The sequence below is a fragment of the Anaeromassilibacillus sp. An250 genome, from assembly GCF_002159845.1.
Taxonomy (GTDB): Bacteria; Bacillota; Clostridia; order Oscillospirales; family Acutalibacteraceae; genus Anaeromassilibacillus; species Anaeromassilibacillus stercoravium.
This window is the reverse complement of record NZ_NFJK01000003.1, coordinates 234,210-255,987: the sequence shown is the minus strand read 5'-3', so window position 1 is coordinate 255,987 and position 21,778 is coordinate 234,210. Positions and strand designations below refer to the sequence as shown.

The 21,778-nt window shown below is 49.2% G+C and carries 25 protein-coding genes and 1 tRNA gene; 7 read left to right on the top strand and 19 right to left on the bottom strand.

Annotated elements, in window-relative coordinates; translation table 11 throughout:
* Position 1 precedes the first annotated feature (1 nt).
* The 11 genes from B5F54_RS04285 to B5F54_RS17525 all read right to left on the bottom strand — a co-directional run bounded on the left by B5F54_RS04285 (position 2) and on the right by B5F54_RS17525 (position 6,119).
* Entirely contained in the window at positions 2-403 is a 402-nt protein-coding gene (locus B5F54_RS04285; RefSeq protein ID WP_087230961.1) for a hypothetical protein, read from the bottom strand.
* Complete coding sequence (locus B5F54_RS04280) at positions 400-810, bottom strand: single-stranded DNA-binding protein (protein WP_087230958.1); 411 nt, start codon at positions 808-810, stop codon at positions 400-402. The genes B5F54_RS04285 and B5F54_RS04280 overlap by 4 nt, the downstream gene beginning before the upstream one ends.
* The gene (locus B5F54_RS18380; protein WP_442856102.1) at positions 811-1,065 is read right to left on the bottom strand and encodes an HNH endonuclease; all 255 of its coding nucleotides are present in this window, start codon (positions 1,063-1,065) and stop codon (positions 811-813) included. It abuts the gene before it with no gap.
* 25 nt (positions 1,066-1,090) lie between these two features.
* On the bottom strand, positions 1,091-1,648 hold the full coding sequence (locus tag B5F54_RS04270) for a hypothetical protein (protein WP_087230952.1): 558 nt from the start codon (positions 1,646-1,648) through the stop codon (positions 1,091-1,093).
* A gap of 281 nt (positions 1,649-1,929) precedes the next feature.
* On the bottom strand, positions 1,930-2,841 hold the full coding sequence (locus B5F54_RS04265; RefSeq protein WP_087230949.1) for a PD-(D/E)XK nuclease-like domain-containing protein: 912 nt from the start codon (positions 2,839-2,841) through the stop codon (positions 1,930-1,932).
* Positions 2,816-3,733, bottom strand: coding sequence for a RecT family recombinase (locus B5F54_RS04260; protein ID WP_087230946.1), 918 nt, complete (start codon positions 3,731-3,733; stop codon positions 2,816-2,818). Before B5F54_RS04260 ends, B5F54_RS04265 begins: the two co-directional genes overlap by 26 nt.
* Before the next feature lie 295 nt (positions 3,734-4,028).
* Positions 4,029-4,277, bottom strand: coding sequence for a helix-turn-helix domain-containing protein (locus tag B5F54_RS04255; RefSeq protein WP_087230943.1), 249 nt, complete (start codon positions 4,275-4,277; stop codon positions 4,029-4,031).
* A gap of 17 nt (positions 4,278-4,294) precedes the next feature.
* Positions 4,295-4,489 carry a hypothetical protein gene (locus tag B5F54_RS04250; protein WP_087230940.1) on the bottom strand — a complete coding sequence of 65 codons (195 nt, stop codon included), beginning with the start codon at positions 4,487-4,489 and terminating at the stop codon, positions 4,295-4,297.
* A 5-nt stretch (positions 4,490-4,494) separates the two neighbouring features.
* Positions 4,495-5,268, bottom strand: coding sequence for a pentapeptide repeat-containing protein (locus B5F54_RS18240; RefSeq protein ID WP_207651948.1), 774 nt, complete (start codon positions 5,266-5,268; stop codon positions 4,495-4,497).
* A gap of 283 nt (positions 5,269-5,551) precedes the next feature.
* Entirely contained in the window at positions 5,552-5,797 is a 246-nt protein-coding gene (locus B5F54_RS04240; RefSeq protein ID WP_087230937.1) for a hypothetical protein, read from the bottom strand.
* Between the two features lie 160 nt (positions 5,798-5,957).
* A complete protein-coding gene (locus tag B5F54_RS17525) occupies positions 5,958-6,119 on the bottom strand; it encodes a hypothetical protein (RefSeq protein WP_172749563.1) in 162 nt (53 codons plus the stop codon).
* A gap of 150 nt (positions 6,120-6,269) precedes the next feature.
* Here B5F54_RS17525 and B5F54_RS04235 point away from each other — a divergent pair, with 150 nt between their 5' ends.
* Complete coding sequence (locus B5F54_RS04235; protein WP_087230934.1) at positions 6,270-6,632, top strand: helix-turn-helix domain-containing protein; 363 nt, start codon at positions 6,270-6,272, stop codon at positions 6,630-6,632.
* 374 nt (positions 6,633-7,006) lie between these two features.
* Positions 7,007-8,470 carry a recombinase family protein gene (locus tag B5F54_RS04230; protein ID WP_087230931.1) on the top strand — a complete coding sequence of 488 codons (1,464 nt, stop codon included), beginning with the start codon at positions 7,007-7,009 and terminating at the stop codon, positions 8,468-8,470.
* Here the strand turns inward: B5F54_RS04230 and B5F54_RS04225 are convergent.
* The 3 genes from B5F54_RS04225 to B5F54_RS04215 all read right to left on the bottom strand — a co-directional run bounded on the left by B5F54_RS04225 (position 8,449) and on the right by B5F54_RS04215 (position 10,843).
* A tRNA-Met gene (locus tag B5F54_RS04225) sits at positions 8,449-8,525 on the bottom strand. The two genes, B5F54_RS04230 and B5F54_RS04225, sit on opposite strands and share 22 nt — an antisense overlap.
* Positions 8,526-8,595: 70 nt before the next feature.
* On the bottom strand, positions 8,596-10,284 hold the full coding sequence (locus B5F54_RS04220; protein ID WP_087230928.1) for a cadherin-like beta sandwich domain-containing protein: 1,689 nt from the start codon (positions 10,282-10,284) through the stop codon (positions 8,596-8,598).
* A gap of 43 nt (positions 10,285-10,327) precedes the next feature.
* On the bottom strand, positions 10,328-10,843 hold the full coding sequence (locus B5F54_RS04215) for a hypothetical protein (protein ID WP_140400321.1): 516 nt from the start codon (positions 10,841-10,843) through the stop codon (positions 10,328-10,330).
* 145 nt (positions 10,844-10,988) lie between these two features.
* Between B5F54_RS04215 and B5F54_RS04210 the strand changes: the two genes are divergently transcribed.
* Positions 10,989-11,987, top strand: a complete 999-nt coding sequence (locus B5F54_RS04210) for an SDR family oxidoreductase (protein WP_087230922.1) — start codon at positions 10,989-10,991, stop codon at positions 11,985-11,987.
* Positions 11,988-12,062: 75 nt separating this feature from the next.
* On the opposite strand, the gene B5F54_RS04205 is transcribed toward B5F54_RS04210, so the two are convergent.
* On the bottom strand, positions 12,063-14,693 hold the full coding sequence (locus tag B5F54_RS04205; protein WP_087230920.1) for a calcium-translocating P-type ATPase, PMCA-type: 2,631 nt from the start codon (positions 14,691-14,693) through the stop codon (positions 12,063-12,065).
* Positions 14,694-15,023: 330 nt separating this feature from the next.
* Between B5F54_RS04205 and B5F54_RS04200 the strand changes: the two genes are divergently transcribed.
* From B5F54_RS04200 to B5F54_RS04185, 4 genes are all read left to right on the top strand, one after another.
* Positions 15,024-15,554 (top strand): phosphatase PAP2 family protein, encoded by a 531-nt coding sequence (locus B5F54_RS04200; protein ID WP_242969626.1) that lies wholly within the window; start codon positions 15,024-15,026, stop codon positions 15,552-15,554.
* 297 nt (positions 15,555-15,851) lie between these two features.
* On the top strand, positions 15,852-16,097 hold the full coding sequence (locus B5F54_RS04195) for a hypothetical protein (RefSeq protein ID WP_087230917.1): 246 nt from the start codon (positions 15,852-15,854) through the stop codon (positions 16,095-16,097).
* Positions 16,098-16,251: 154 nt separating this feature from the next.
* Positions 16,252-16,413, top strand: coding sequence for a rubredoxin (gene rd / locus B5F54_RS04190; RefSeq protein ID WP_087230914.1), 162 nt, complete (start codon positions 16,252-16,254; stop codon positions 16,411-16,413).
* A 193-nt stretch (positions 16,414-16,606) separates the two neighbouring features.
* Positions 16,607-17,800 (top strand): FprA family A-type flavoprotein, encoded by a 1,194-nt coding sequence (locus tag B5F54_RS04185; RefSeq protein ID WP_087230911.1) that lies wholly within the window; start codon positions 16,607-16,609, stop codon positions 17,798-17,800.
* A 184-nt stretch (positions 17,801-17,984) separates the two neighbouring features.
* Here the strand turns inward: B5F54_RS04185 and B5F54_RS04180 are convergent, their stop codons facing one another.
* The 4 genes from B5F54_RS04180 to B5F54_RS04165 form a co-directional block, all read right to left on the bottom strand.
* Positions 17,985-18,371: a hypothetical protein gene (locus B5F54_RS04180; protein ID WP_087230908.1), complete on the bottom strand. Its 387-nt coding sequence runs from the start codon at positions 18,369-18,371 to the stop codon at positions 17,985-17,987.
* 197 nt (positions 18,372-18,568) lie between these two features.
* The gene (locus tag B5F54_RS04175) at positions 18,569-20,479 is read right to left on the bottom strand and encodes a hypothetical protein (RefSeq protein WP_140400320.1); all 1,911 of its coding nucleotides are present in this window, start codon (positions 20,477-20,479) and stop codon (positions 18,569-18,571) included.
* Positions 20,454-21,353: an ABC transporter ATP-binding protein gene (locus B5F54_RS04170; RefSeq protein WP_087230903.1), complete on the bottom strand. Its 900-nt coding sequence runs from the start codon at positions 21,351-21,353 to the stop codon at positions 20,454-20,456. The genes B5F54_RS04175 and B5F54_RS04170 overlap by 26 nt, the downstream gene beginning before the upstream one ends.
* The gene (locus B5F54_RS04165; RefSeq protein ID WP_237966423.1) at positions 21,346-21,756 is read right to left on the bottom strand and encodes a GntR family transcriptional regulator; all 411 of its coding nucleotides are present in this window, start codon (positions 21,754-21,756) and stop codon (positions 21,346-21,348) included. Before B5F54_RS04165 ends, B5F54_RS04170 begins: the two co-directional genes overlap by 8 nt.
* Positions 21,757-21,778 lie beyond the last annotated feature (22 nt).

The window sequence follows — 21,778 nt, the reverse complement described above, 5'->3', positions numbered from 1 at the left end:
CTTAATCAATGGATAATTGCCCATCAATTTGTTTGCTTTCTGGACGTTTGGGATGAGTCAAATTTCGAAAATGTCTTCTGACTGGGATGACTTTATCCCCAGCCATAGCCATAACAATTCTGAATATCGGCATATCATTTTGAGCTGTAACATTCTGCCTGTGTTCTGATTCTCGCAGATATGCTTCCATTTCCATACGATCACCGGAAATCCAATATCCGCGTGCCGCAGAGGATGATAATATAGCCCTGTTTTGCGGTTCAAGTCTTAAATTTGCGCGCTTTATCTCTAACCGAATTGTCCTGTCTGGCAATCCTGTAATTCTATGTAGATCAGCGCGGGATATAGCGTCTTCCCGTCCCTCTGGGATAAAATCTTCTATGTTCATAGCTTCACCGATCAAAACGGAAGATCATCATCGGGAGGAACCTCTTCGAATTCTTTTCTTTCAACGTCCGGGGCCTTGTGAGGTCCATCGGGTTTCTCATCTCGCTTTGGTTCCGCAAAATGGACGTTGTCTGCCACGATCTCAAAGGCCTTGCGCTTGTTGCCCTGGCTATCCGTGCAGGTGCGGGTTTGGATTGAACCCTGCACAGCCACCAACTGACCCTTACAGAAGTATTTGCATACGAAATCCGCTGTGCCGCGCCAGGCGATAATATTGATGAAATCAGTCTGCCGGTCAGAACCGGCCTTTACATACGAACGGTCCACAGCGAGTGTGAAACTTGTCACGGAAATATCGTTGGCCGTATGGCGCAACTCTGGGTCAGCCACAAGGCGTCCCATAACAATTGCTGTGTTTAACATCTAATCACCCCATTTTTTATAAGTCAGTTTGCTTTCATCCCATCCAGGGTATATCTCTTCTAAATAGGATTTGATTTCTGCCTTCGTCCGCTCTCGCCCTGCTCCATTGTCATAGCGCATATGGCAATCTAGGCAAAGGGTAACAACATTTTCCTCAATCCCTAGACCGCCTTGTGATCTAGGGATATAATGGGCATTTGGCATCGCATATGGTGACCCACATAAAATGCAGCAATGCCCATCTCGCTCCCACACTATATTCTTGACTTTTGGAGGTATATCAAGAGCTTTTGTTCGTTTGTACGTCTTCCCACCTCGCTTTTAGGAGTGCCAGTTCATCCGGAGTTTTAGTTTCAATTCCGACCGCCTGGCAGTCTTGTACGATGTTGTCAATTAGCCGGGACATCTGCTTACTATCAAAGGTAGACGACCCATAATAGAGGATTACGTTTGTACATCCCTCTATTTTGCTCGGCATGGTCTCTGCCATCCACCCAAGCCCGTTGCGTCTCCATCCAGCGCAAAGCTTGTCCGCGCCTTCACTGGGCACACAAACATACTCTGTATTGCCTCCTATGCCCCTTATAGCCTCTCGGTATATATCCGCCTTGGGAATTCCTGTTTCTTCCGCTAGATGGTCACAGAGTACCCAGAAATAAGCATTTGCGTCAAGCGATCTTCGGTTGCGTTTAAGTTTGATGTTTGCTATGTACGCCTTCCCGGATTTCATAGTATTGCAAAACGCACGAGCCTTTTTTGGGATAATCACCCGTAAACACAGCCATACGCCTTTTTCGTCTTGCTGACACCTTGCAGCGTCAAATTCAATCTCTGCCATGATTTTTCCTCTTAAACACCGTATAACGATGCATTACTTGACAAGTAAATACATGAGGCTGTAGGGCATAAAAAGTAGGTTTACCAACGAATTCGTGAGCATTATCTCTTGTTAACAGCCTAACCCCCTGAATGATTTCCCCGCGATACACAACATGCAAAGGACTGTTTTTTGCCCACATGCATATTACAGGGTCTTTATCGCACGGGCAGTATTTTCGTTCTCCTACTTTTCGCCATACTAAAGCCTGTTGGCATAATGGGCAAACATCATCCCCTCGTTTAAAGTGTATCAAAAACAGACGTCCCACCATAATCGTCATACTCCACATTGTCTGGGTCATTCCTAAACTCAGTCATCAAGTCCGTGTACATCTTAAAGCGATGTAATTTTTTCGTTCTCCGGCAATACTCACATTCTCCACAACGCCTTGGATTCTCTTCTCCATTTTTTAGACGTTGGATATGAGGGATTCTCGTTTTTATGTTTTCTAGTTCTAAATTCCATCTAGCTTCATCATTTAGCAAAAATACTTCTTTATCTGGTGGAGTTTGTTTAGATACCCCTAAAATAATAAAAGTGGGGAAATTATCTGCGCCAACATTTTGCCTTTCAATCTCTCCATAAACTGCTGCACGCATCAAATATCCAAATTCCTCAACAAATGTCTGCCGGGTTTTAGTAATTGGATTATAAAATAACTCTCTAAGGTTTGCGGATGTTTTATAATCAATGATTCTTCTTCCAGATGGGCAATACTTATCCATTTTCATACGCCATGCAATTCCACCTACTTCTCCGATCATAGGCTTCTCATTTTCGCCTGGCCAAGAGATTATTTGGGACATTAGCGGATCGTTAAGTACCTCCTGAATCATTTCGTCTAATTTTTCAAAAGGAGCATATTTACCTATGACTTCTGTTCCTCTTGATTTAGTAGTCTTTGTTTTATAGATTTTGTCAAAATTTTCATTACAAAATGTTTCAAATGCTTCCGGGCTTTCAAAATATGCATGAAAATATTGGCCTTGAAATAATGCATCTGACTGTAGTTCTGGTTCCCATATTCCCCGAAGTTTGGCAATTTCAGCAGCTTCGCATTTTTGAAATGCTTGATATTGCGAACAGCTCATATAGTGTATATCTGCTTCTCTGGAATAATAATTGTCATCCGTCAATTGAAATCTGCTCATCTTCTTCCCCTCCTTTTTTATCACTTGATGCTATAACCTGAACAGGAATTTGTTTAGTTTGCTTAGATAAATCAATTGCTAAGCGTTCTGACGGCAACCCTAATTTTTCTCCATTATTAGCAATTTCATTATTTAAGTCTTTAAGACGATCAGCTTCCGATTTGACTTGTTCTGAATGAGGATCCGTATACTTTTCACCAGTTGCATTAAACGCTTCTATTAAGAGATCACTATCATCTGACTCATTGATAAAAAATTTGCAGGCACGATTAATGACCGTTCTTTTTGCCATTTGATCCGGAAAATCTCTATGTACTGACATATTTGATTTACTTTTTTCCCATGCCCTTTTAATCTGATTTTGGGACATAATTTCGGTATATGTTCCGCCTCCATCAAATATGAGCGTACAATAAGCTCCCCGTATGTCTTCTATGCTATCCCCAATATTATCAATATTACTTGTATGCTTGAGGATAACCCAGCTTCCACCATCTTTCGTTGTCTCTATTTCGTCTCCTTTCCAGACAACATCCGAAATAATATCCTTCACTCCGGGAACTCTTCTTATGACTGCCATTGTCCCAAAATAGGATCGTTGTGCTGTCAACTGATTCCCGTAAACAATATAATAAATTTGCCGTTTTGCCGGGTTTAGTCCTTGTATCACAGTATAAAGTAAGGCATTAGCCACACTATCCTTTGTACATACAGATAAAGCTGGCCTTCCTGACTTATCTTTTGTCTCTTGTATGATGAGCCAGGCAGACCGTAAAGCATTCGCTACACTATAATTAGGCGGAAAATTAATACTCCCTTCTTCCTTTAGCTTATTTACACGGGCTTGGACATTGTCAACAATACTTTTTTCATTTATTTCATTTTTTGCCATTTGACATTTTCCTTTCTCCGCTCTATAATAAAAGCGGCCTATTTCTTTTGTGCCGCTGTCAGGGGTCTCAACTCTGGCGGCGGCTTTCTTTATGCCCCTTCAATCTTCCAATGGTTCCTAGCAGCTTTGGGAGATTGTGGTGGCCTATTTTTCTCGATCACCTCTTTCTGATAGGCGTTAAGTTCCCGCTCTACCATTTGTTTTTGCCACCTATGTACTCTTGCACAATTGCTTTGCAAAAAGCAGCCGTGCTTGCAAAATAGGCGACATGTAATGCATGGATCAGGTGTTCCCATTACGATGTTCTCCCTAACAGCCAATCCACAGATACATTCAAAATATCTGCTAAAGCTGAAAGCTCATAATCCATAACGTGCCGAATTTGTCCTTCCAATTTGGACAATCCATATTGATCCATATCAACCCCTCTCGATTTAAGTTGAGTCGCCAGTTCTCTCTGTTTCATTCTTTGGCTTTTCCGGGCCATTTTAACGCGCGTCCCAACGATGTTTCGGGTTCCTAGCGGTTGTTCTCTCTTTCTCACGATTTTTCCGCCCCTTTTTATTCTTTTAGGATAAATCCGCATCCGGCTATAAGCCCTTCCGCTGTCGCCAAGGTAAGCGCTGCCCATATGGGCAGTACGCCGGCATAGGCCGCAGGGGTGGTTAACACTGCGGCGATCGCGCCGACAGAAAACATTACGCTGCCCAATCTCCGGATTCGCATCGCTGATTGATCGCTATTCTTTTTTTCCATTTTCTTCACCTCCTTAATTCTCCGCACTCGTCCACGCGATGGAATTTATTTGCAATGTCGAGCACCGGTCGTGACAGCATTACACTCTTGATGCTGTCGCTAATCTCCGGACTTGATACGACCGCGGAACATACATGGTATATAAGTTGGCGAGCTATCCGGTCGTCAATTTTGACGCCCAACCCGCCACACCATAGCGGCCAGCAAGAGAAATCCAGGTCGGCACCGTACAGGTCGGCACCGTACAGGTTGGCACCGCGCAGGTCGGCACCGCGCAGGTTGGCATCGCGCAGGTTGGCACCGTACAGGTCGGCACCGTACAGGTCGGCACCGTACAGGTTGGCACCGCGCAGGTCGGCAACGCGCAGGTTGGCACCGCGCAGGTCGGCACCGTACAGGTCGGCACCGCGCAGGTTGGCACCGCGCAGGTCGGCATCGCGCAGGTTGGCATCGCGCAGGTCGGCACCGTACAGGTTGGCATCGCGCAGGTTGGCACCGCGCAGGTCGGCACCGTACAGGTCGGCACCGCGCAGGTTGGCACCGCGCAGGTCGGCATCGCGCAGGTTGGCATCGCGCAGGTCGGCACCGTACAGGTTGGCATCGCGCAGGTTGGCACCGCGCAGGTCGGCACCGTACAGGTCGGCACCGTACAGGTTGGCACCGCGCAGGTCGGCAACGCGCAGGTCGGCACCGTACAGGTCGGCACGTTTACCATTTTCGTCCCCATTAAGCCACATCTTATGCAGCTCTAGGATTTTATCTAATTCTTTCTGGTCCATCGTCTTCACCTCGCTTTTATTGATGATATGAATTTCGTATCCTGGTATATATCCTTCAGGGTTCTAACCATATCCTCCGTCCCTGGGTATGCCCTAGAAATCTCTTCCTCGTATTTTTGCAAGACCAATATGGTAAATGATGCAGTAACGCAATCTACCGGGTAGATCGCCTTAAATACGCGCATGGACAAGCAGCCGACCAATTCATTGGACTTTTTATCAAATCTTTATTTTTTATTTAAAGCAATATTCCTTAATTCCTCCGACAACTTTTCTAACGCGTTCATAGCGTCTCCTTTTCTTCGCACTTTTTGGTGCTCTCTTCTTTTGATTTGTATAAACCATCGTATTTCCCCTCCCGGTTTTCTCGGATGTCTCTAACAAGCTGGTCAAGTGGCATCCCAAATAGGGCTCTTGTCAATCTATCCGCTGTCAGCAGTTCGGCGTCTGGGCTGATGCGGATATTCCCTTTAATCGGCACAGAGATCACCTCTCTTTTCAAATTTCCTGTTTTGTCAATTATTTTCACATTTTTCTATTTTCTTTTATTTTTTGCAAAATTTGTTGTCTTTCCGCGTGTTTGGTGGTAAGATTTGGATGTAGGGGGTGCGTGTCGTGGCAACCTATGGTGACTTATCCAAATTTACCAACGCGGAGCTTTCAATGTGATTTTTATCCTTCTCACCTCCTTACGCGGGTTTCTTTTTGGGATTGTTGCCTTTTATGCCATATCGCTCGATAGCATCTGCAATCCCTTCGCCGTATGCTAAAAAGCTATCCTTCCCCCGATCATCAAGCTGCGGGATAATACGTCTGAAGGTTTCAAGGATTTTCTTCTCTTTTTCGGTCATTGTGGTTTCACCTCGCTCCCTTTTGTTGATCGTGAGACTATTATAGATCGTATAATCACATTTGTCAAGACTTTTTTGTGATTTTTCGACTTTTTGTTGACATAGCGACTTTTTAATGTTATTATTAAAGGCAGAAAGGAGGAGGGTCCTTTGAACGAGCGTATTAAAAAACTGCGTAAAGCTTTAGACTTAACGCAGAAAGAATTCGCTGACCGAATTGGTGTAAAACGAAATACTGTCGCAACCTATGAAATCGGTAGAAACGAGCCTATAGATGCTGTTATAGCTCTTATTTGCCGTGAATTTAATGTTAATGAGCAGTGGCTCCGCGAAGGTAAGGAGCCAATGTTTATAGAAATGTCCAGAGACGAAGAAATCGCCGCCTTTGTGGGGAAAACGCTAAGTGAGGAATCCGATACTTTTAAAAAGAGATTCATTTCTATGCTTTCCCGACTCAGCGAATCAGACTGGGAAGTGCTTGAACGTATGGTTATGGACATAAAAAAAGGCTGAACTTTTCAGTTCAGCCTAAAAGGGATCGTATGAATTGATATATGATGCGCAATTGTGAATCTGTTGCTTGTCTCAAAAGCTGTATGATTTTGTCCAACATTATGTAATCCTCCCTATTCTCCGCACTTGCAAACTCGAATCCTAAAAGTAGCATAATTATAATAGTACAATTGTTCGAGTTTTGCAAGCCCTGTGCATATATTTCACATAGACCGCCTTGCGCGCTGGGCCGAATCTATATATTAACAACGCTGGAAATTATGGAAAGTGGACAAAAAATCCGCTGGTAATATCTGGTATTATCAGCAATATAAAACAAAAACGCCCTATCCTAGTAATACAGGATAGGGCGAATATGCAAAGGAGGTTTAAAAATGGCGGAAATTCGTGGCGCGAGATATGCGCGCTACAGCACAGACCGGCAAACTGACAATAGCATCGAGTATCAGTTTGCGAAAATCGAAGAGTATTGCCAAAAAAATAAAATCCGCCTGGTGGCGTCTTACTGTGACAAGGCAAAGTCCGGCACCAACACAGACCGAGAGGGTTTCCGCGCTATGGTCGCGGCAGCCATGCAGCATAAATTTGACTGTGTGGTTGTCTACGACATCACCCGTGGCAGCCGTGATGTGGCGGATTGGTTTATGTTCCGCAAGCAAATGTCCTTGTTGGGCATCCAAGTGGTGTCTGCAACACAGCATTTGGGGGACATCACAGACCCGTCCGATTTTCTCACCGAGCTTATCAGCGTCGGCCTCGGTGAGCATCAAGTGCTCGACACGCGCAAAAAATCCATTGCCGGGACAACCGAGCGGGCAAAAAAGGGTCTCTTTTGCGGTGGCGTCCCCCCTCTTGGCTATGACATCGAGGATGGTCAATACATAATCAACGACGCAGAGGCAAACGTCGTACGCAAAATATTTGCTATGTACGCCGCTGGCAAAGGCTACGCGGCGATTTTGGAGGCCGTAAAAGGCGTAAAGGGTAAACGAGGTAAGCCCATCGGCAAAAACAGCCTGTACAGCATCCTACGCAACGAGAGATACATCGGGACATATACCTGGTTCCGGCGCAAGTGCAAGCTTATGCGCAAGTGGGCCGGAGGATCCCCAAACCCAGACGCGATACGTATAGATGGGGTTATCCCCCCGATTATTGATGGCAAAACATGGATTGAGGTGCAAAATAGGATGGACGATAACAAGAGACGCGCAAGCAACAAGGCCAAACAAGATTATTTGCTCTCCGGGCTGATTGAGTGTGAGGCTTGTGGAGGCACATACGTTGGTCATTGCTCCACTAACACAAAAGGGTATCAGAGCAGGTGCTATATTTGCGGCGATAAATACCGCACGCGTACTTGTAAAGCCAAAAACATCAACGCGGATGAGATCGAGACGTTTGTCGTCCAGCAGCTAAAAGCATTTCTCTTGGATGCGGACTTTTCTGAGGTAGCAAAAACGATCGCCGACCGGGTAAACAGTGCAAGCCCTGATCTTTCGGCGGAAAAGCGAGAGCTTAATTCGGTGATCGAAAAAATCAACAACGGCACCAAGGCGATTTTGTCCGGCATAAACTACCCGGAGTTGCAAGACGAGATGGACAAGCTCCGCCTGCGTAAATCAGAGCTGGAGGACATCATTTGGCGCACAGAGTCCAACCGTCAGCCCGTCCGCGCGGAGAGCATCGAGAAACTGCTCAACGACGCGCTGGAAAATCTTTCGGAAAATCCCCGTGAGACCATCAGACAGTTGGTAACAAAAATATACGCCCACGTAGACGGCACATTTACCGTTAACGTAGGCGTACATATAGCTGGTTGCGGAGGCAGGATTTGAACCTACGACCTTCGGGTTATGAGCCCGACGAGCTACCGGACTGCTCCACTCCGCGATATTTCCGCACCCTCTCTGTGAGTGCAGAAATTATTATACTACACTTCCATATAAAATGCAAGTCTTTTTTATAATTTTTTCGTTTTCCCCTTTTCATAGAGGAAAACCAGCCCCATCCCCAATGCAACACAGATAACTGCGGCAACCATTCCTGCCACAAAAGCCGAAAATTGGTTATTTTCTCGAAAAACGGTTTCCCTTGTTCCTTCTTCCGTTTGGCCCAAAGGGACGCCAGCCTCCGCAGCGCTCTCTGCCGCTTCCTCTGTTTCGCCCACCTTGAAAGGAATATAAGGCTCTTCTCCGCTTTGCGGGGACTCCCCATCATTCGATTTTGCAGCGACATTCGAGCCGGAATTGCCGCCCGCCATCCCTGTGCCGCCGGCCCCCGCCCTTTCCGAAGCCGAACCGCCTTCTTCCGCACGAACAACGGACACCGTGTATTGCTTTGTTGTTTTGCGATCCTCCGAACGTACGGTTACAACGATCTCCGTGGTGCTTCCCGCCTTATAGAGCGTCTTTCGATTGATGGAAACTGTTGCCCCTTCCGAGGCGTTCGCCTGAAAGGTCACGGACTGCACATCCGAATCCACGGGTAATGTATATTCCAAAATGTCCGGGGAAAATGGCGGCTCCAAAGTCCCTTCGGACGGCTGTAACGCGGTGAGAAAACACGGGGATGATGCGGCGGAAGCGGATTCTTCCAACGCCCGGTTCACAGTAACCGTATACACCTGCCGGTTCTTTTTGTCCAATGACACAGCGGTAATTTTGATTTCCGTCGAAGTCCCCGCGCGATTCAGCTTTTCCCGGCTGACACTGACCGAACCGTCCTCTCCCGCCCTTGCCTGAAAGGTCAAAGACTGTACGTCCGCGCCGACATCCAACGCATATTCGGTCACGTCTGGCGAAAAGGCTGGACGCAGCTCCCCGGCCGATGGGATCAGTTCGGCCAAATAAGCTTCCCATTCGGGTTCCTCCGGTTCTTCGGCCCGGTTGACGTCCACAAGGTATTGCGTCTTCTGTTTTTGATTCTCCGAAGTGGCGGTAATGGTAATCGAAGTCGTTGATCCGGCTTTTTGCAGCGTTTTCCGGCTGACACTGACCGTTCCATTCTCCCCTGCCTGCGCGTCAAATGTAACGCTCGACACCCGATATGGGACATCCAAGGTATAATGATAGATATCGGCTGAAAAGGATGGGGACAGCTTTCCCGAGGATGGCTCCAAACTCTCCAAAAATGCTCTGTCCGATTTTGGCGGGAGCACTTCAAGCGGCGCCTTCCCTTCACAACGGGAATCCAGCTGTTCCCCTTGCCAGTTACAAACTTGATCGACCACGACCTCCAATTCTGTTTCGCCAGCCGGAGCCCCCTCATTCACCTCAAAAACATAAGTTAAAATGGTTCCGGACAGAGCGGGTGCATGGCCTAAATCCACATTACACACATACGTGCTACGCACAGGATTGTTCGTCCCATCTGTCTGCAAGGTTTTATTTTTGATCTGGCTGGACGGTTCTACACGCAAAAAGGAAAGGCGGGTATCGTCGTACGCGATGGAAACGCAAAAGCCCGCAATGTCCTTTTGGGCCGTTGTGGTATCCACGGTCAATTCTATGCGTTCCCCACCATAGTAGGACTCCCTATCTACCGAGAATACAAACGGTGTTTCCGTCTCCAAGGAAGCTGCAGCCGCCACCGTTCCTAAATGAAAAAGGGCAATAACTGAAAGGAGGAGTCCCAATACCCGTTGCAGCATTGTGTACCTCCTCCATTTTCTGTTTCCTATCGTTTCCCGGTAATCAGGCCGTCACTGTTTCCATGGCCTCCGTCGTGCGCAATTCCCGCAAGCGGCGTTTCCTGAGGATCTGCAAGCGGAACCGGTTATACCGTTGGATCACGGCAAACGGCAAATTCCCCAACAAAATCAAAAACGCAAACAGAAGCCCAATCCCTAGGGAATTGACCACTAGCATCACGACTCCGCACAGGCAGTTGGTAAGGTGCATCCACTCCCCGCGGCAGGTCTCCATAATAAACTCATCCAGATATTCAATAGAGACATCTGTCAAATGTGCCTTGGAGAAGCCGCCTTTCCCGATATGCTGCGGCAATTTATCCTTCCAAAGTTGAATCTTCAAATTATCCCGATACCAGCGCCCGCCCTTCTCCCATTTTTTCGGCAAGTAGCGCGACTTAGTGGCATCAAAAAAAGCGGTGGGGATCTTAACGCAAGCTAAGAATACCGCCACGTGCCATGCTGCAATGATAATTACACTCCAGAGGAATATCTGGAGGCCCGACAAATCTCTTAGCACGAACATTCCTTCCTTCGAAAAATCATCACTGTCTTTTAAAAAGCGATGGATTCTATCATGTATTTATGTTACCATGGGCAATGAGGTCGAAAATATACGTAAAAATATCGTTACTATTATAATACAAAGAAAAGGAGCATGCAACATGAAAGCACTTTTTATCGGCGGGACAGGAACCATCAGCAGCGCCATCTCCTCCCTGGCCATCGAGAAGGGCGTAGAACTCACGCTTCTCACACGCAGCGGAAATGGCCCGGAAGGCGCTGAACGCCTGATTTGTGACGTAAACGATGAAGACCGCGCTTTTTCCGTTTTGAAGGGCCGTTCCTTCGACGTCGTCGTGGATTTTGTTGCATTCCGTCCAGAACAGGTGGAACGCGATATCCGCCTCTTTCAAGAGCGGACCGGCCAATACATCTTTATCAGCTCCGCCTCCACCTATCAAAAGCCGCTGGCACACCCGGTTATTACAGAGAGTACCCCGCTGTACAACCCTTATTGGCAGTATGCGCGCGACAAAATCGCCTGTGAAACTTTGCTGATGGCAGCCTATCGTTCCACCGCCTTCCCCGTCACCATTGTCCGCCCCAGCCATACTTATGGGGACTGTAGCGTTCCTGTCGCCATCCATGGCGCGCAAGGGAGCTGGCAGGTGCTTGCCCGGATGCTGGAGGGGAAGCCGGTCATTGTGCATGGCGACGGGCTTTCCCTGTGGACGTTTACCCACAATACGGATTTCGCCAGAGGGTTTTATGGCCTGATGGGGAATCCTCATGCGATTGGGGAAGCGGTCCATATCACCAGCGATGAGACGCTCACATGGAATGCAGCATTTGCAGCGATCGGGCGTGCGCTCGGCGTTGAGCCTATTTTGCAGCATATCTCGTCCGACCTGCTGTCTGCGCTCCGTCCGGAGCTTTTAGGGACGCTCTTGGGGGATAAAGCAAACTCGGTGATCTTTGACAATTCCAAAATCAAACGGCTTGTGCCGGGCTTTTTCGCCACGGTGCGTTTTGATGAAGGCGTAAGGCGCACGGTGGAATATGTGCGCTCCCATCCGGAATGCCAAAAGGCAGACCCAGAATTCGACGCTTGGTGCGACCGCGTCATTAAGGCATATTCCTCTTGTGTACGGAGCTTTTAAAAAGATCAGGGCGGCCTAACGTATGGTTAGGCCGCCCTTTCTATTTGCCCTATCATCCATGCCATTGTGTGCTGTTTATATATGGATCGACGGTGCAGAATGCCCTTTGGCCTTTCTGCGGCGTTCATTTCTCTTCTCCGCTGCACGCCCAACCGCCTTCTCCAGTTCCACAACAACCAGTGGGACAAAGGCCAGCGCTGTGACAATCAGCCATTGCTGGGGTACCAGGGCAACCGTCTTGAAAATCTGGGCCAATGGCGGAATGACGATGACGCTCAGCTGCAAAACAACACACACGACTGCCGCCAAAACCAACTTTTTGTTGCGGAAAATCCCCGCTCGAAAAACGGACTGTGACGACCGCATATTAAACGTGTGTACCACTTGGGAAAAGCTGAGCACGGCGAATGCCATCGTACGCCCAATGACCGGGGACGCAGGGTCGATATCGAAAAAGATCCGCCCGATGCTGTAAGCCAAGAGGGACATCGCGCCGATGAGACATCCCTCTACGAGGATATTGTACCCCATCCCTCCGGCAAAGATGCTCTGCGTGGGCTTTACTGGCTTGCGCTCCATAATATCCCGGTCGATCGGTTCCACGCCCAAAGCCAGAGCAGGCAATGAATCCGTCACCAAATTCACCCAAAGCAATTGGATGGCAAGCAACGGCGTCGGCAAATGCAGCAGGAAGCTGACAAACACGGTCAAGATCTCCCCGATATTGCAGGAAAGTAAAAAATGGACTGTCTTCTTGATGTTTTCAAAGATGCCGCGCCCTTCGCGCACAGCCGAAACAATGGTGGCGAAATTGTCATCCGCCAGGATCATATCCGCCGCAGCTTTCGCCACATCGGTTCCGGACTGCCCCATCGCGCATCCGATGTCCGCGGTCTTTAAAGCCGGCGCATCATTGACGCCATCGCCGGTCATGGCGACCACTTCGCCGCGGGCCTGGAATGCCTGCACAATGCGCACCTTGTGTTCTGGCGATACACGTGCAAAAACCGCATACTGGTAAATATCCCGCGTCAGTTCCTGCTGGGGAATCCGGTTGAGCTCCTCCCCGGTCATTACCGAAGTCCCCGGCGTTAAAATACCGAGCTCCTTTGCGATAGCCGCTGCTGTGGCAGCGTGGTCCCCTGTGATCATAATGGGACGGATCCCGGCTTTCCGGCAGAGCGCCACCGCCTCCTTCGCTTCGGGGCGCGGTGGGTCCATCATCCCGATCAACCCACAAAAGATCAGGTCCTTTTCCAAGCTGGCACGATCGGTTGGCAGCGACGGAAGATCTTTATACGCAACGCCCAACACGCGCAGCGCCCGGCGCGCCATCGCTTCGTTCTGCGCCGCGGCTGACCGGCTGGTGCAATGGGCCATCAGGATATCCGGCGCCCCTTTGGAGACCACCCGGTATTTCCCATTCCCAATTTTATGTACAGTGGTCATCATCTTGCGCTCGGAGGAAAAGGGGATCTCCAAAACCCGCGGATACAGCGCATCCAGTTCCGTTTTTGAAACAGGAGTGGCATGCACCAGTGCGGCCTCAGTGGGGTCGCCGTGTACAGCGCCGCCGGAGACGGTACAGTTATTGCACAGCACGGCCAATTTCAAAAGGTTTTGGCCCTCGGCCGAATCCATACGCAGCTTCCCGGAAGCGGTTGCCAGTTCCACCACCGTCATCCGGTTTTGCGTCAAGGTCCCCGTCTTGTCAGAGCAGATGACGCTGGCGCTTCCCAGCGTCTCAACCGCCGGCATCCGGCGCACAATCCCGCGCTTTGCCGCCATCCGCCGGACACCGATGGCCAATACAATGGTCACAACCGCCGGAAGGCCCTCCGGAATTGCCGCAACTGCCAAACTGATGGAGATCAAAAACATCTCCAACGGCTTGATATGCTGGAACAGCCCCATCAGGAAGATCACCGCACAGATGATTAAAGCGCCAATCCCCAGCCATCTTCCCGTCTGTTCCAGCTTGCGCTGAAGCGGCGTCTGGGGCGCTTCCTGGTCCGAAATCATATGCGCAATGCGCCCAACCTCGGTTTGCATGGCTGTTGCCGTCACCAGGCCCTTCCCGTGGCCCGAGGTAATGGAACTATTGGCATACAGCAGATTCCGCCGGTCCCCCAGCGGCGTGTCAGGGGGATACGTCCGTCCCGCATGTTTTTCCACCGGAAGGCTCTCCCCGGTTAAAGCACTTTCCTCCGCCTTCAAATCATGCGCTTCTGTCAACCGCAGATCGGCCGGGACCAAATCCCCTGCCTTTAATAGAACAAGATCGCCGGGGACGATCTCCGCGGCAGCCAGGTTCCGTTCGATTCCATCCCGTATCACGCGGGCGTGTGGGCTGCTCATCTTTTTCAGCGCCTCAATTGCCTTTTCTGCACGGCTTTCCTGAACCAGGCCGGTAATCGCATTGATGACAACAATTGCTAATATAATAATGGCATCGATATAATCTTGATCTTTCTGCAAATACGAGGTCACAAACGATATTCCCGCTGCAATCAGCAGGACAATCACCATAAAATCCGAAAATTGCGCCAAGAACCGCCGCAAAAGGCTTTTTCTTTTCGGTGGTTCCAATTCGTTTTTCCCAAATTCCTTTAACCGGTTTCTGGCCTCCCGGGTAGGAAGCCCGTTTTGCGCGCTGGTTCCCAGCCGTTTTTCACATTCTGCCCTTGTTAAGCATTGCCACTCCAACCGTTCTCCCTCCTATCGCCGCCGGGCGGCGCGTAACGTTTCATTGCCTTTCTTTTCATTCTATGCGGGGGGTATGCAAACTATTATCCTCCGATCCGGGCAATTCCCCCATAAATTCGCTGTTGCATCCCAAATAGGGTATGCTATAATGCCTATATAGGATTTTTAAAACGCAGCGGTTGGCACGTTTTCCTTTTTATGGTTGAAATTTCTAGAGTCCCTTATTTGCCTGCTGCCTTTTCTAATCCTTTCAAAAGAAAGCATTACACAGGGGCTATTGATCGTGTCCCTATTTCAGAACAAAAGAAATCCTTAAAAGGGGGCGAGGGGTTGGATTATGCCATCATGAATTTTGTGCAGCAAAACCTGCACACCGCTTTTACCGACGTCTTTTTTCCCATTGTTACAATGCTAGGAAACCATGGGCTGGTTTGGCTATGCCTAATTGCCGCCCTACTTCTGACCAAAAAATACCGCCGCTGTGGTGGGATGCTGCTGTTGACATTGGCAGCCACCTTTCTTCTAGGGGAATTCATTTTGAAGCCCATCATCGCGCGTCCCCGTCCCTTTGTGGACAACCCCAACGTCCTTTTGCTGATCCCTCCGCCAAGCGGCTATTCCTGCCCATCCAACCATTCTTCTTCCTCCTTTGCTGTGGCAACCATGCTGTGTTTTTACCACAAAAAGGCTGGAATTGCGGCTCTTGTATTGGCTTTTCTGATTGCTTTCAGCCGTATTTTTCTGTTCGTCCACTACCCGACCGATGTGATCTTCGGCGCAATACTTGGAATTTTATGTTCGGTATTGCTTTACAAAGGAATCCAGGCTTGGCAGCATAAATATTCGAAAAAATACTTTTAGTAGACTTGTTTATACAGATTGTTTTTATATTTATGAAAAATATATACAATATGCGGTCTTTTTTTTGCAAAACCGTTTCCTTTTAAACGTAAATTCTACCTTTTCCTCTTCCATTCGACACAAGATATATCATCCTATATAGCAAATCTGCAAAGATATTGCGTAAACAATTGTTTTGTTGAATATTTCATTTTTCTCCTATTGCTTTATTTTCTCTTTTCCTCTATCATAATAACAGTAACTTTGGTGAATTTATATCACTGATAAATTTTTTAGAAAAAAGGAGGATGTGAAACATTGACGAAGCATATTGGAGACATCGATCTGCCCAATACCAGTTTGCATTATGATCTCTTGGGAAATGCAGAAGATGGATATTGCATCGAGATCACTTCATGTAAGTTTGAAAGAGCTTGCGGCTTTATCTCTTCAGATTTACGCTTCGCTGAAAAGTGCGTCAAACTGTTATACGAAGGGATGGCATTTCCCTGCAACTTAAAGGATTACTTGGAAGATTTCAAATTTGATAATCATTCCTATTGACTTTCCTGTGGGGTTTGATTATACTGTAGATGATCCCTTCCAAAAAAGCCCATTTTTTGACGGATGAGGGGTACACCTGCATAAAAGCGGGTACAAAGCGAACGATAATAAAATGATCAAAGCAAAATTTATTTATAGTAAGGAGTCTTGCAAAATGAAAAAATATGTTTGCACTGCATGTGGTTATGTATATGACCCCGCTGTTGGCGATCCGGACAGCGGCATCCAACCCGGCACTGCTTTTGAGGATATCCCGGAGGATTGGGTATGCCCCCTCTGTGGTGTAGGAAAGGATATGTTTGAACCCCAGGACTAACGGTAGCTGGAGGAAGCGAACCAAAGAGCGATGCATTTTGCCTGCCCATAAGTGTGGCGAAAGGGACAAAAGAAGCTTTGGACTGCGTTGGAAGGAGTGTTTTCTCCTTCCGGCGGGACGAAGCTTCCACTCCCTGTTCTAGCGACCGTGTGGGTGGGCTTCTCTATGTTTCATCTGGAAAGGAATGGTAACAATGAGCGCAATTAAGTTGAAAGAAAATCTTTATTCTGTTGGTGTTTTAAATCCGTCGCTGCGTGTGTTTGACATTGTAATGGAAGCGCGCTATGGCACAAGCTACAACGCGTATCTGATCACAGGCGAGAAGAACGTCCTGGTGGAGACCGTTGAAGCTAATTTCTTTGACGAATATCTGGACAACATCCAGAGTGTTGTAGACATCTCGAAAATTGACTATCTGATCATGAACCACACCGAGCCGGATCACTCTGGTTCTGTGGCAAAGCTTTTGGAAAAGAACCCGAATATCACGGTTGTCTGCACGACCGCTGCTCAGAAATACCTGCGCGCGATCGCAAACCACGACTTCCCCTGCATTGTAGCCAAACACGGAGATAAACTGGACATCGGTGGCCAAGAGCTGGAATTCATTGTTGCGCCGCTGCTGCATTGGCCGGATTCCATGTTCACTTGGATGCCGCAGCAGAAGGTTCTGTTCACCTGCGACTTCCTCGGCGCACATTTCTGCGAGCCCACCATGCTGGACAGCAATATCCACTATCCGGAGCAGTATCTCGGCGAAGTGAACTACTACTATGCCTGCATTTTTGGGCCGTTTAAGCCCTATGTGCTCGCCGGCCTGGACAAGATCAAGGATCTGCCGGTCGAAATGGTCTGCCCCAGCCACGGTCCCTGCCTGGTGGAAGGCATCTCCCGCATCCAGGGCCTCTACCGCGAGTGGAGCACGCCCGCTGCGCCGTCTGGAAAGAAGGTTGTTGGAATTCTCCACGCTTCGGCATACGGCTGCACCACCAAGCTGGCACAGGCTGCTTATGATGAACTCAAAAAGAACCCCGATCTGGATGTCCGCCTGATGAACGTTGTGTTCACGCCTTTGTCGGAGGCAGCCGCACTGGCCAATGAAGCGGACGCCTTGCTGGTCGGTTCCTGCACCATCAACCGCGATGCTCCGAAGGTGGTTTGGGACGTTCTGGCCTCTGTGGACGCCATCAATACCAAACAAAAGCCCGTCGGCGCATTTGGTTCCTATGGCTGGAGCGGCGAAGCGGTTCCGATGATCAAGTCCCGCATGGAACACCTCAAATTCAAGTTTATTGGCGATGGCTTGCGGGTTTGCTTTATGCCCACCGAAGAGGACTTCGACGCGATGCGCGCATATGCAAAAGAAGTCGTTTCCAATCTGAAGTAATCCGTACTTTATAAATCTGTATACATGGAGAAACGGGCAAATGCACGGCTGCATTCGCCCGTTTCTTAATTAAAATGAACAGAGCGGCGTCCATGTCCTTTTCGACATCGGCGCCGCTTTCTGTTTGATTCATAACCGGAATATTCCTTCCCCGCCTCCTTTACTGATCGCGATGCACAGCCGTTTACACATTTGCCTGCCCGCTCTCAAAAAGATTGTTGATCGCCGGGGCATCCACTTTTGTGGACACCATCAGTTCCCCGCTTCCATTACGCAAATATACCTGATTTTGCTGTAGCCAAATCTGAATATTCTGTGTCTCTCCATTTTCTTGGGGCTGGAGGCGCACTTCATAATCGGAATTTGCGGGTAGGAATGGGGGTTCTTTCGCCGGTTGAGCCGACCCGAGCATTTGATCGAGCATATTCAAAGGGGCTTCCGCGGTCAACGTCGTCAGAGGGGCTGCTGCTCCGCCGCGATACACCACTGCGGAGGGTTCCTGTTCTCCACATCCACACAGTACCGCAACACAAAACAGCGTTATAAAAGCCATCGCCATCCATTTTTTCATCTGTCGCCGTCCCCGCTGCTCATGCCCGGGGCGTTCCTCCCTTCCATTAATCATTTGTTTTCACGGGCTCCACCAAAACCGCCAAGTTCTGATCCCGCAAAAGTAGAATCCTAAGTAACTTAGAAGCCTCTATCTGTAATACACATGATACAGAGCTTTTCTTTCAAAAAACCAGAAAAAATTCTTACAAATTCCTGTCAGCTTTCTTCTGCGGTCCAACCTTGTTCCTCCAGGAGCTGTACCACCGCAAGATCTTTTTGGTTCTCCGTAAGGGTATACGGGCTGATAGACACCTGGATTTTTCCCGTATAATCCCCCACCAAATTCTTAAGCTTGCTGCCTTCCGCCGGTTGGAACAGCCCGTTCTCATCTCCGCATCGTAGATATAGGCAGGCTACCCGCCCGCTGAAATCCTCGCGGTTCGTAATATCGAGATCCAAGGTGTCCTGGCGCAAAGCTTCGAGGAGCGCCTGCTTCTGTGCGTCGTTCAAACGATATGTCTTTGCGGCCATGTCGGATTGCTCATCATAGTTTTCGATCTCAATTTGGCTGATATCACCCGGTTCCAGATAGAACAACAGGTTTCCACTCGTCTTATACTCCTCCGAATTCACAATGTCCGAACTGAGCTGTTGCAGACGCTGCGAATTCTCTTCGGCATTTGGCGTATCGAATGGGCTCCACTGGTACTCCCTTTGGAAAGTGCTCCCATCCTTCAAGTGGTATACGATTTGATACTGTATCCCGCCGCCCTGGCTCATGCGGAACGGGAACCCCGCCTGCTTTTGGAATTCGACCACAGACCGGTGGAACTCTAAAACTTTTTCCACATTTTCCGCCTGACAGATCTCAGGCTTCACAGAAGCAAGATTTTCATATTGCTCTCCCTGTATGTCGAAATGGTCGGAACCGAATTCCTGATAGTACGTATTGTCTTCAAAGGAAACGCTTTCAATGTCCTCTATGGCAGGAATACGGTCGACATATCCAAACGCGCCGGTGGCCACCACGCCATAAAAGACAATGAACGCTCCCAAAAATACAGCATACCCTGCAAAGCTCCGTTTCATACGGGAGAACCCACGGGAATAGATCGCCTCCACCACGACATGCGCTGCAAGGGAACCCAACAGCAGTCCGATCAGGAAGTTGGCCGTGCTGGAATTGTACCAAAACAGGATAAAACCCAGCCCGAAACCACCTACCGCTGTAATCAGGAAACGGATCAAGCCCTTGGGTATCTGGAATGCAAAGGTATTCTCCGCAGACTCGCTTTTCCGCCTTCTATATAAATAGACGCTTGAGAGGAGCAAAAAGACGGCCAAAATGGCCCACCAAACAAAAAAAGTTGGAGCATCCGATGCGTGGAGGAAAATACCGACGAAGGGGGCCAAGGCCACCAACAGCGTATTGTCCAGATTCACCGTCATGTTGAACCCCGGAAGCAGGCAGCTGACCAAATACACGGAGGAATAAACCAGGATAGGGTATGCGATATTGACGCCAATCACGGAAAGGACCATATCGAGCGTGGTGCCCGTACAGACGGCCATCAACACACAGAACAAAAAGGCAGCCGCCAGAACCAGCATCAGGCCGAGCATCTGCACGAACAGATCGCCGATCTGCCCTCCCTTATTTTCTATGTTAAAGCATAGGGCGATCAAAGACGCAATTCCCACATTGAGCGCCAAAGGGATATACAGCGCGGTCAACCCGGCAAGGATGCGCCCCAGAAGCATCGCCGACCGGCGAACTGGAAGCGAATGGAACAGGTCTACGCTCCGCTTCATGTGCATATAGCGGAACAGCTGGACAGCGAACAGAAGGGTAAACAGGGCGCATAATGTGGGAACGCTCAGGGTCATTGCAAATCCCGTCATGTCCCCAAACACGCTCGCATATTGTGCGGAAACCCCATATACCTCGAGTGTCATCGGATCCATGCGGATGTTTGCGTTGGCCAAGCCAAATAATAACAAGACCGGAAAAGCTAGAAACAGCAATGCTGCGAATAGAGCCATCATTCCCCGGTTGCGCTTTAACGACCAGAGATATGTCTCGCGCAACTCGCGCTTCCAACTAGTTGAGGATGTTTTCAATATCATAGCCTGCCACCTCCATTTCACTGATAAATACCTCTTCCAATGTAAGCGGCAACACTTCCGCAAACACGGGATGCAGGGCGTTGATCTGCTCCAGAATGTCTTCCTTCGTCCCGCGTGCGACAAAGCTCACCAGGGAACCGCGCACCTCGGTCTTTAGGATGTCAAGCCCCTGGAAGGCCTCTGGACCTGGAAGTGGCTGGAAGACGGCCTGCACCTTATTGATTCCCAGTTTCAGTTCATCCAGCTCGCGCTCAAAGAGTACACCTCCCTTGTGGAACAGCCCCACATGGTCGCAGAAATCCTCCAACTCCCGCAGGTTGTGCGAGGCAATCACCACGGTCATCCCGCGGTCGGCCACTTCGCTGCCGACAATCCGCTTCAAAAGCTGGCGCATCACCGGGTCTAGGCCATCGAAGATTTCATCCATTAATAGCAACTCTGGCTGCGCCGCAATTGCACAGATCAGCGCCGCCTGGCGCTGCATGCCCTTCGACATATTGCCAATCCGCATCTTCCGGTCCAGCGGGAACATCGCACAGCAGGCTTCATAGCGCTCCCGGCTCCAGGTGGGGTACAAGCGGCTATAAAATGCCGCCATGCTGTCCAGAGATGCCTGCGGGAAAAAATACGGATAGTCCGGGATGAAGAAAATCCGGGACTTCACCCCAGGGTTTTCAAACGGGGCCTCCCCGTCCAGCGTAACGCTGCCCCCATCCGGCTGATAGATTCCGGCCAACGTCCGCAGAAAAGTCGATTTTCCAGCGCCGTTGCTTCCTACCAGCCCAAAAATGGAGCCGGATTGGATCTGGAACGAAATCTGATCGAGCGCAGTGAGTATGCCAAAGCGCTTCGTCAATTGATTGGCTTCAATCATGTCCGTCACTCCCCTCTTGTTGATTCACAGCAGGACGTCCGCCCTCATAAACCTCTTTTACACAGTTTTGTGCTTCTTCCAGGGAAAGGCCGCAGTCCAAGGCCCGCCCCGCCGCATCCCGCAGCTTTTCAACGGCCTGTTCCCTTTGCTGGGAAAGCGCATTGGCGGCTTCTGCAATAAACGATCCCTTTCCCGGGACGGAATAGATGATCCCATCGCGTTCCAAAAGCTGGTAGGCCTTCTGCACCGTGTTGGGATTTACCCCCAGCTCCTGGGCCAGCGCACGTACAGAGGGGATTTGCTCATTTTTTGCAAGTGCGCCGAGCGCGGCCATCCGCGTTATGTTTTGATACAGCTGCTCATAAATCGGGAGCCGGCTCCGATAGTCCAGCGAAAACAGCACATCGTTCACCGTCCTTTCTGTA

Excerpts from the sequence above, each read along its gene's own strand:
- B5F54_RS04175 (WP_140400320.1), bottom strand. The coding sequence starts at position 20,479 with ATGATATTGAAAACATCCTCAACTAGTTGGAAGCGCGAGTTGCGCGAG.
- B5F54_RS04230 (WP_087230931.1), top strand. The coding sequence starts at position 7,007 with ATGGCGGAAATTCGTGGCGCGAGATATGCGCGCTACAGCACAGACCGG.
- B5F54_RS04170 (WP_087230903.1), bottom strand. The coding sequence starts at position 21,353 with ATGATTGAAGCCAATCAATTGACGAAGCGCTTTGGCATACTCACTGCG.
- B5F54_RS04270 (WP_087230952.1), bottom strand. The coding sequence starts at position 1,648 with ATGGCAGAGATTGAATTTGACGCTGCAAGGTGTCAGCAAGACGAAAAA.
- B5F54_RS18240 (WP_207651948.1), bottom strand. The coding sequence starts at position 5,268 with ATGGACCAGAAAGAATTAGATAAAATCCTAGAGCTGCATAAGATGTGG.
- B5F54_RS04260 (WP_087230946.1), bottom strand. The coding sequence starts at position 3,733 with ATGGCAAAAAATGAAATAAATGAAAAAAGTATTGTTGACAATGTCCAA.
- B5F54_RS04250 (WP_087230940.1), bottom strand. The coding sequence starts at position 4,489 with ATGGAAAAAAAGAATAGCGATCAATCAGCGATGCGAATCCGGAGATTG.
- B5F54_RS04180 (WP_087230908.1), bottom strand. The coding sequence starts at position 18,371 with ATGAAAAAATGGATGGCGATGGCTTTTATAACGCTGTTTTGTGTTGCG.
- B5F54_RS17525 (WP_172749563.1), bottom strand. The coding sequence starts at position 6,119 with ATGACCGAAAAAGAGAAGAAAATCCTTGAAACCTTCAGACGTATTATC.
- B5F54_RS04210 (WP_087230922.1), top strand. The coding sequence starts at position 10,989 with ATGAAAGCACTTTTTATCGGCGGGACAGGAACCATCAGCAGCGCCATC.
- B5F54_RS04280 (WP_087230958.1), bottom strand. The coding sequence starts at position 810 with ATGTTAAACACAGCAATTGTTATGGGACGCCTTGTGGCTGACCCAGAG.
- B5F54_RS04265 (WP_087230949.1), bottom strand. The coding sequence starts at position 2,841 with ATGAGCAGATTTCAATTGACGGATGACAATTATTATTCCAGAGAAGCA.
- B5F54_RS04185 (WP_087230911.1), top strand. The coding sequence starts at position 16,607 with ATGAGCGCAATTAAGTTGAAAGAAAATCTTTATTCTGTTGGTGTTTTA.
- B5F54_RS04220 (WP_087230928.1), bottom strand. The coding sequence starts at position 10,284 with ATGCTGCAACGGGTATTGGGACTCCTCCTTTCAGTTATTGCCCTTTTT.
- rd (WP_087230914.1), top strand. The coding sequence starts at position 16,252 with ATGAAAAAATATGTTTGCACTGCATGTGGTTATGTATATGACCCCGCT.